Here is an 834-nt window from a genome sequence, read left to right as displayed (position 1 = left end):
CCTTCAGCCTCGCTAAGGTGACACCAATAGAGCCAGCGGTCGTCGTAAATGTCCACCCAATAGTGCAGGCCCACACCGTCGCACCGCTGGCAAACGGCGATATGCACTCCCACGTGCGAATCACCAGCGAGCAAATCGAGATACCGGAACGGATTGTCAGTAGCTCGGCCAGACGTACCTAGGCAGTGACGACAAGGCATTTGCTGCGCTTTAACGTGTGCGGTAAGCGGACCAGCCAGCGTAGCTGGCGCAGGTCCGCTTGACCAAATGGTTGTGCGTCACTGTTTGCATGTGAAAGGAGTTCCGCAATGGATGCAAACGAAGCGGCGGTTGCGGTGCACGTTCCAAGCCACGCCGGCCCATCCGCTTAACTTGGACTGGGAAACCGAATCAGGGTGAACCGGTTTGAAGCCCTCGACCATTGGACGCTTCGCGCATACCGGACACTTGTGAATAAACGCAATTACAACGTGCAGCGCCCCAAAGCCGAGGCCGACATAGAGGGCCAGCATTGCCCATTGCATAGCTGCCGGCTTGATCAGCCCTACGAGCACAACGGCGGCGCCCGCAACGGCCAGCAGCGCCCAGGTCGCAACGACGACTGAAGCGTCCCAGCGAATGAGCTTAGCGTGCGGGTACTGACGCATAACGTGGCAGGTAAGCGGCGCCACGCAGTGGCGTCCGTTTTAGCGACAGGTTCTCTGGAGCTACTGCGGGGCACGTCAGAGAGGTTGTTTGCGGACCTGTCTGTGCGCCAAAAAGCCCCGGTAAGGCTGATACGTTCACGCTGCGTTGCAGGCTCGTCCGCACCAAGCTCGCTTGGGCGAGCGCGCC

At 59.8% G+C, this 834-nt stretch carries 1 protein-coding gene; it reads right to left on the bottom strand.

Annotation, left to right across the window (positions count from 1 at the left end; genetic code table 11):
• Positions 1-278: 278 nt before the first annotated feature.
• Entirely contained in the window at positions 279-647 is a 369-nt protein-coding gene (locus ACXRVZ_RS27665; RefSeq protein ID WP_458233138.1) for a hypothetical protein, read from the bottom strand.
• Between the last annotated feature and the right edge of the window lie 187 nt (positions 648-834).

It is taken from the genome of Roseateles sp. P5_E8, from assembly GCF_054177665.1.
The sequence above is the reverse complement of the archived record's forward strand: the minus strand, read 5'-3'. Positions and strand labels throughout refer to the sequence as shown.